Below are 8,382 nucleotides of genomic sequence, written 5' to 3'. Positions count from 1 at the left end.
AAAGCCCGGATGGCTATAGGTGGCTATGTGAAATTGGATTACATCCAGGATTTTGATGGCGGATACGACCGGTTTCAATATGAAATACAAAATGCACCTGTAGCAGGAGATGGCCGCCCCGCGCAAAGCGGCTACATGAATATGCATGCCCGCGAATCGAGGTTCAATTTTGATATTCGAAGCATAAATGAGGCCGGACGTCCCTATCAGATATTTATTGAATTAGACTTTTACAACCTCGATCGCGGGGCCTTTAACCAAGCACCAAGACTCCGCCATGCATACGGTGTAATGGGCCGATTACTTGTTGGTAGAACCTGGGGTACGCAATCAGATTTGTTTGCCGTACCAGCTACTATTGATTTTGCTGCAGGTGATGCATTAACCGGAACGCGAAGAGCTCAAGTACGTTGGGAAGACAAACTTGGAAGCAAGTTTATGTATGCGCTGGCCTTAGAAATGCTTGAGTATCCGGGTATTGACGCCAGGGATACTATTGGCCAAGCTAGCCAGCAACTCCCTCTTTTGACTGGCCGAATTACAAAAAAAACAGCTGCAGGTGGACGGTTGTTTTTAGGAGCATCGGTTTTTCAACTCCGATGGGATGGTTTGGGTGCAATGCCCAATTCCAGAGCACTAGGTTGGGGCTTTAGCTTTAGCGGGCGTGAATACTTTGGTGCAAAAAAGCATTGGTTCCGTTGGATGGCCAGCTATGGACAAGGATGGGGTAGCCAAATAGTCGCTACAATCGGTACACAAGCTTCTGCCATTGTTACGCCAGAAGGTACATTAGAAACGATGCCAGCTTGGAATTTTGGTGGTGGATTGGCATTACGCCTCTCAAACACACTTGTTGCTAACCTCAACTCAAACTATTATGCTATTGATCCTTCAGAATACAAAGAAGGGTATGACATGAAATCGGGTATATCAGGTCATGTGAATTTGATTTGGTCCCCATTGAAGAACCTCAATGTTGGCGCAGAGTTTTTAGCCGTACAGCGCACAAATGTGAATGAAACGCAAGGTACCGGCAGACGATTGCAGTTTATGGTAAAGTACTTGTTTTAATAAGTATATTGGGAAGCTGTAAGGTGATGACTCCGGAGTTAGGAAAGAGCTTGAAAGAAATAATTAATACTCAAAATTTATAAAATGAAAAAAACACTTTTAACCCTCTTTATTTCTGCCCTTATTTTCAGCAGCTGTAATCAGACAACAACTAAAAAAGGAGCAGATCCCAATCAGGAATTTGATGTAGTCATTTTAAATGGACGTGTCATGGACCCGGAAACCAATTTTGACGGCATAAGAAACGTCGGGGTTAAAGACGGTAAAATTGCGATCATTACAGAGGCTGAAATCTCTGGAAAAGAAACCATTGATGCAACTGGTCATGTGGTGGCACCTGGTTTTATTGACGGCCATCAACATACTATTGAGCCATATGTCTATCGTCTCATGTTGCGTGATGGACGCACAACTCTTTTAGATTTAGAGGTTGGAGGATTCGGTCCGGAAATCGACAAATTTTATGAACAAAGAGAGGGCAACGCTCCGGTCAATTACGGAGTGGCCGTTGCCCATGAATTAGCCCGAGCCGCGGTGTTAGATGAATTCAAAGATTGGAAACGATATTACACTTTGGATGCGGTTGGTACACGATCAGGAAAAGAAGGATGGTCAAAGACCCGTCCAAGTCTGGAACAAGCCAATGAAATCCTCAAAATGATGGATGAAGGTTTGCGTAAAGGGGGCTTAGGTATAGGTTCAACCGTTGGGTATATGCGAGAAGGGGTTTCTTCCAGGGAAATTTTCGAGCTTCAAAAACTTGCAGGAGCCTATGGTCGTCAAACAGGTATGCATTTTAGAATGACACCCGGATCCGATGTAGAAGAAACCCTGGGTATTCAGGAAATGCTTGCTAATGCCTCGGCATTAGGTGCCCCGGCCAATGCAATACATTTTAACAATCCTGGTTACAACTTGGTATATGAACTATTGCTTAGAATGCAAGAAAAGGGCCACAATGTATGGGGAGAAATATATCCTTATGCTGCTGGCTCAACAGCCCTAAACGCAGTATTCTTGGAACCAGAGGTTTGGGTAAAAACGCTTGGCAATAAATATGAGGAAACGCTACAGGATGTGGAAACTGGTGAATTTTACACTCAGGAATCGCGAGAAGAAATGTTAAAGAAAGAGCCTACCCGTTTAGTGCTTGTTTATAAAAGCAAAGAGGAATGGATAGTGAATTGGATTAAAATGAAAGGAGTGGCCATAGGTAGCGACGGTATGCCTTTCATACCGGATGACGGACTTACATGGGAAACCCCCTACGAAGACTTTCCCAATACCCACCCACGCTTAGCTGGTTCTTTCGCCAAAGTTTTACGTTTGGCAAGAGAAAACAATATTCCTTTGATGCAGGCTGTTTCTATGACCAGCTATAACTATGCAAATCCTCTCGGCAAAATGGGGCTAAAGGCCATGCAAGTTAGAGGAAGATTACAAGAGGGTATGGTAGCTGATATTACCATTTTCAATCCTGAGACCGTAACTGATAACTCTACTTATGCCAAAGGTACCCTTCCATCAACCGGGATCCCTCATGTAATAGTAAATGGCATCATTGTAATGAGAGATTCAGAACCTATAAAACGCTTCGATGCTGGGCAACCCATTCGTTTTGAGATTGAAGAAAAAGGACATTTTGAACCATTATCTGTCGAAAATTGGGAAAAAGCTTTCTATGCCTCTCCCGCTGATTTCAGTGGAGCTGGCTTAAAAAGGCAGGCTGATCGGTAGCAATCTGAACCACGGCAGACCTGGGAGATATTCCCCAAATCTTCTGATAATTTCAAAAATCCTAATTTGTTTTTGATTACTTTGTCATGCGTAGTCATAAGGCTTAATCTGTTACAGTTTGATACGTTGAATCCGACACTCAAATTTATCTAACTGTCAGATTAAGTCGTGGCCACTTCAACTAAAGTGATCTCAGGATGTGCTTTTTAAACAGGTAAAAACTTCACCTTATTCATGAAGGACGGTGTGATTTATAAAAACATTTTAAAACTAAATCATTTTCGATTAATAAATCCGAGTTAATGGAAAGAAGAAAATTTATTACCCTGACTGGTTCTGCAAGTGTTGCCGCTACATCAGTACCTCTACTTTCCTTCTCTTCAAACAATGAGAACAAATTGGAAAAAAATAAAAAATTAAGAGTTTCCTATGTTGGTTTTTTCCATGAAACCAACACCTACCTCACAGAAGGCATGGGTGAAACCACGCTCGATAGAATGCGCACGTTCCGGGGCGATCAAATTAAGAATATGTTGAAAGGGACTGCCATAGGCGGCGCGGTAGATGTATGTGAAGAAAAGGGCTGGGAGCTGCTCCCAGGTGTCATGTACTATATAGACTGGTGCTTTAGCACGGTGAGCGATCAGGCCTGGAAAGATGCGAAAAAGGAGATCATGGACACGCTGAAATCACAGATGCCGATGGACATCGTTTACCTTGGTGTGCATGGTGCCGGCATGGTGAACAGCACGCACGACCTGGAAGGAGACCTGGCGGAGTCAGTTAGAAAATTAGTCGGAAAGAATACGATGATCGTCTGGAGTGGTGACCTGCATGGTAAGATCACCGATAAAATGAAGGACAATATGAATTTCTTCAGTGCCTGCAAAGAATATCCTCATATGGATATGAATGCCTGCGCACGTGAGGCGATGTATCGTGGTGCAGCCATCCTGGCAGGAGAATCGCGTCCTACGCCTGCCTATCGTAAAGTGCCCCTGATGATGGGCATGAGTAATACCGAAGAGGAGGGAACCTTTGCAAATCGTCTTAAAGAAAAGTGCATTGAAATAGAAAAGCGGCCCGGTGTTCTCAACTGCTCTGTTATGCATGGCTTCCCGTATCAGGACAGCAATTTTTGTGGCGTGTACCCAATGGTCACTACCGAAAATAACCTGAAGCTGGCAGAAGAACTGGCGGACGAGCTAGCGCAGTGGATATGGGATCACCGGAAGGAATCAGTCATTCCATTAGAAACTTTGGACAAAACAATGGGCACTGTGCTGGCTATGCTCGAGAAGGACGGTCATTATGTTCGTAAATTGCCAACCAAAGGCGATATCATCGACCATACCCCAATTGTGATTGGGGATGCCGCCGATAATCCGGGAGGTGGGGCCGGGGGTGGTGGCACCCACCTGCTGAAGGCCCTGATGGAGACAAAGGGCTTGGGGAAAGTCGCTTTCATGTCCATACACGATCCGGAAACCGCAAAGGCTGCAGTCGCCGCCGGTGTAGGAGCAACCATTGAGGTGAACCTCGGGGGCAAATATGAGGCGTTGGCGGGCGAACCGATCAAAACCAAAGCCTATGTCAAGTCCATTTCGGATGGGAATGAGACCGTTCGAGGGGGGACCGCTTTCAATGGCCCATTCCAGCTTGGCCCTACCGCCAGGTTGATTATTGAAGCTGAGAATACGGTAGATGTCATCGTTATTTCCGGCCTATGCCAGACCTATGATGATACGCAGGGACGGCCGCATGGCATCATCATTCAGGAATATGATGTTATAGGTGTCAAAAGCGGGATGCACTTTCGAGCGTTCTATGAAAACTTCACCGACAAATTGCTGCTCGCTGATGTTCCGGGAACCACAAGTCGTGATATAACGCTTTTCGAACACACCCGGCTAAAGTATCCTATCTACCCTCTCGACAAAAACGCAACTTTTCAGTTAAGAGATTAATGCAAATTGATCTAAACACAAGTATTAATTATAAAAAGTAAGATGAAGCAGAGCTTAGTATTATTATTTACAGTAGTAGCCTCGATGTTTATTACAGTTCAACTGACTTATGCTCAAAAACAAGATGTTGAAGCTATCTCCAGGAAGATTGAGAGAATTTCGGAGGGGCTGGTTGGCCGCATCGGTGTGGCTGCACAGGAAATCGGTTCGGATAAGAAGATTACGATAAACGGAGATGAACAGTTTGTGATGGCGAGCACTTATAAGGTTGCCATTGCCGTTGTCTTGTTAGACCGTGTCGATAAAGGTGAACTTAAACTTACCGATTTAATTGATGTTGAACAAGAAACCATGGTTACAGGTGACGGCGCGATCGCGGTGAACTTTGTGCACCCTGGTATTAAGTTATCTGTAGCCAATTTAATTGAAACAATGATTACTTTGAGTGATAATACGGCGACGGACGCTTGTCTAAAACTTGCAGGAGGTCCGGAAGCGGTAACGAAAGTGATGCGAAGTATTGGAATAACAGATCTGCGAGTTGATCGGTATACTAGCGAAATTTTAAGGGACTTCTATGGTTTACCCGACAAGGCCTATGCATCCGTGCTTGCAGAGGCGCTTACCAAAGACCCAACGCTAGCAGCAAAGCAACCCCTTCGAAACCTTACGTTCGAACAAGAAGACCCACGCGACCAGAGCTCGCCAAATGCCATGCTGCAATTGCTACTAGCTATCGACAGCGGAAAGGCCTTGAGTGAGAAAAGCCGCGAATTCCTGCTGGCTACTATGTCTCGCACTCGTACAGGTAACGGAAGACTAAAAGGCCTTCTGCCAAAAGGAACCCCGGTTGCCCATAAAACGGGAACGATTGGCGGTGTTGCTAATGATGTGGGGTATGTAACGCTACCCGACGGACGACGTTTTGCCATCGTGGTATTCACAAAGAGCAGTACAACTTCAGAAGCTGATCGCGATCGGGCCATTGCAGAAGTCACCCGGACGTTATATGACTTTTATTATTTACAACCATAAGACAAATTCGATTATGGATATTTAAAATTTAGAACCATGAAACAAAACATGAAACTTTTATTTGTTGTAATAATGGCTTCATTATTTGCAGTTCAGCCGGCTTTTGCTCAGAAAAAGCAACCGTCCAAAAAAACAATGACAAAGAAGCAGGGTCAGGCGGCCTTTGATGCGGTCATCGCCGAAACTGCTGAACTGATCAAGGAGTTGAACATCCCGGGACTTGCTGTCGGTGTCATCCATGGGCCCAACTCCTACAGTGCCGGACTCGGTGTCGCGAAGGTAGGTACCGACGAGGCCGTTACCCCTAATACGCATTTTCAAATTGGTTCTGTGACTAAAACCTTCCTTTCGACGGTGGCCATGCAGCTGTCTGAAGAGGGCAAACTGGATTTGAACGCCCGGGTCGTCGACATCCTGCCATGGTGGAGGGTCGCGGATCCCGAGGCGACTTCGAAAGCGCGGGTCGTTGACCTGTTCCACCATCGCGCTGGCTGGTATGGCGACCATGGGTTCCTGCCCGTTCCTCCGGGTGGATCCATATCCGAGAAGGTCATGCTCCAGGGGGCTTACATCCAGCAGATCTATCCGTTCGATCAAACCTGGATGTACAACAACACCAGTATCACCTTCGCTACCCATGTGGTGTCGCATGTCGGCGGAAAGCCGATCGAGACCCTGATCGAAGAGCACCTGTTCGCCCCGCTCGGCATGGATGCGTCGTCCTTTAATTACGACACAACCCCTCCGGCTGAAAATTATGCATGGGGTCATCCGCCGATCTACGGGGAAGGCAGCATCAGTGATCTCAAGCCGTACTACATTCCGATGATTAGAGAGTCCGCAGCCTCCGGCGGAATCCGGTCTACGGTTACCGACATGCTGAAATACGCCCGCTTTCAGCTGGACGGCAAGGACGCCTCCGGGAACCAGCTGCTGTCCGAAGAAGCACTGGACTATGTCCATGCTCCGGCAGTCGAGGCTGAGTTCGGCGACTTTACCGGGCTCACATGGTTCGTCCACGACTACAACGGGGTCACCAGCCCCAGCCATGGCGGGAATTGGCCCGGCACGCGTTCATTTCTGCAGCTGATCCCGGATCACGACTTTGCCGTGGTGGTTTTGGTCCACAGCGATCGGGGAGTCGAGGCCTACAAAAAAGTAGCGAACGCAATGGTCAAAGCATTCACGAAAATCGAGGCCAAGTCTCCGGTCGCAGCAGGCGTTGATCCGTCTGTGCTCGACCCCTTCGTTGGCGTATTCAAGGGCAATTCTCAAAACATCGAGATACGGAAAGAGGGCGACAAATATGTGTTTATCCAGTTCTCCGCATTAACCAAGGGAGCGGATCCCGCGCCTGCCAATTTGGCCAACACGGCCGAGGGCTGGTTCATCATAACCGAAGGGCCGAACAAGGGAGCCCTTGGCGAATTGCTCAAAGATCCGTCTGGAGCACTCAACTATGTGCGATTCAACCACCGTATCTTCATTCGGGGCGAAGGGGCGGTAGACGAATTCTCGCTCTCCGGATCGGTATTTGACAAATAACCGGGTAGGCAAGGGATAATGTAAAATATGATGGAACTAGCCAATTTGGTTATCTTCTGTTGTGAGAGGATGATCAAATCGTTTTATCAAGTTATATCTAATCTCAACAAACAATAATGAAAGAACTTACCTTATTCGTAGTACTTAGCACTTGCACACTATTGCCCACTTTTGCCCAACAGTGGAACCCGGGAGATACGCTTAATACGGCTAATACCGATTCGATCCGAATTAGCGACTTCAGAGATAATATGATTGATTATACCGGGCAGGATTTAGTAGATGCAACTTTCCCAAACTCATGGCCATTGTTTGGCGGTAAAGCCCGGATGGCTATAGGTGGCTATGTGAAATTGGATTACATCCAGGATTTTGATGGCGGATACGACCGGTTTCAATATGAAATACAAAATGCACCTGTAGCAGGAGATGGCCGCCCCGCGCAAAGCGGCTACATGAATATGCATGCCCGCGAATCGAGGTTCAATTTTGATATTCGAAGCATAAATGAGGCCGGACGTCCCTATCAGATATTTATTGAATTAGACTTTTACAACCTCGATCGCGGGGCCTTTAACCAAGCACCAAGACTCCGCCATGCATACGGTGTAATGGGCCGATTACTTGTTGGTAGAACCTGGGGTACGCAATCAGATTTGTTTGCCGTACCAGCTACTATTGATTTTGCTGCAGGTGATGCATTAACCGGAACGCGAAGAGCTCAAGTACGTTGGGAAGACAAACTTGGAAGCAAGTTTATGTATGCGCTGGCCTTAGAAATGCTTGAGTATCCGGGTATTGACGCCAGGGATACTATTGGCCAAGCTAGCCAGCAACTCCCTCTTTTGACTGGCCGAATTACAAAAAAAACAGCTGCAGGTGGACGGTTGTTTTTAGGAGCATCGGTTTTTCAACTCCGATGGGATGGTTTGGGTGCAATGCCCAATTCCAGAGCACTAGGTTGGGGCTTTAGCTTTAGCGGGCGTGAATACTTTGGTGCAAAAAAGCATTGGTTCCGTTGGATGGC

General features: G+C 46.7%; 6 protein-coding genes. All 6 read left to right on the top strand.

Annotated elements, in window-relative coordinates; translation table 11 throughout:
- The coding region (locus LDX50_RS30685; RefSeq protein ID WP_225700127.1) for a DcaP family trimeric outer membrane transporter at positions 1 to 1,071 on the top strand (1,071 nt) is incomplete at its 5' end.
- 84 nt (positions 1,072 to 1,155) lie between these two features.
- Entirely contained in the window at positions 1,156 to 2,808 is a 1,653-nt protein-coding gene (locus LDX50_RS30680) for an amidohydrolase family protein (protein ID WP_225700126.1), read from the top strand.
- 302 nt (positions 2,809 to 3,110) lie between these two features.
- The gene (locus LDX50_RS30675; RefSeq protein WP_225700125.1) at positions 3,111 to 4,775 is read left to right on the top strand and encodes a M81 family metallopeptidase; all 1,665 of its coding nucleotides are present in this window, start codon (positions 3,111 to 3,113) and stop codon (positions 4,773 to 4,775) included.
- A gap of 42 nt (positions 4,776 to 4,817) precedes the next feature.
- Positions 4,818 to 5,810, top strand: coding sequence for a class A beta-lactamase (bla, locus tag LDX50_RS30670; RefSeq protein WP_225700124.1), 993 nt, complete (start codon positions 4,818 to 4,820; stop codon positions 5,808 to 5,810).
- A 36-nt stretch (positions 5,811 to 5,846) separates the two neighbouring features.
- On the top strand, positions 5,847 to 7,355 hold the full coding sequence (locus tag LDX50_RS30665; RefSeq protein WP_225700123.1) for a serine hydrolase domain-containing protein: 1,509 nt from the start codon (positions 5,847 to 5,849) through the stop codon (positions 7,353 to 7,355).
- A 116-nt stretch (positions 7,356 to 7,471) separates the two neighbouring features.
- Positions 7,472 to 8,382: DcaP family trimeric outer membrane transporter (locus tag LDX50_RS30660; protein WP_225700122.1), on the top strand; the 911-nt coding region annotated here is incomplete at its 3' end.

This window comes from Fulvivirga sedimenti, from assembly GCF_020328055.1.
The sequence above is the reverse complement of the archived record's forward strand: the minus strand, read 5'-3'. Positions and strand labels throughout refer to the sequence as shown.

What these genes read in the sequence shown, in the direction of transcription:
- LDX50_RS30680 (WP_225700126.1), top strand. Translation starts at nt 1,156, where the DNA reads ATGAAAAAAACACTTTTAACCCTCTTTATTTCTGCCCTTATTTTCAGC.
- LDX50_RS30675 (WP_225700125.1), top strand. Translation starts at nt 3,111, where the DNA reads ATGGAAAGAAGAAAATTTATTACCCTGACTGGTTCTGCAAGTGTTGCC.
- bla (WP_225700124.1), top strand. Translation starts at nt 4,818, where the DNA reads ATGAAGCAGAGCTTAGTATTATTATTTACAGTAGTAGCCTCGATGTTT.
- LDX50_RS30665 (WP_225700123.1), top strand. Translation starts at nt 5,847, where the DNA reads ATGAAACAAAACATGAAACTTTTATTTGTTGTAATAATGGCTTCATTA.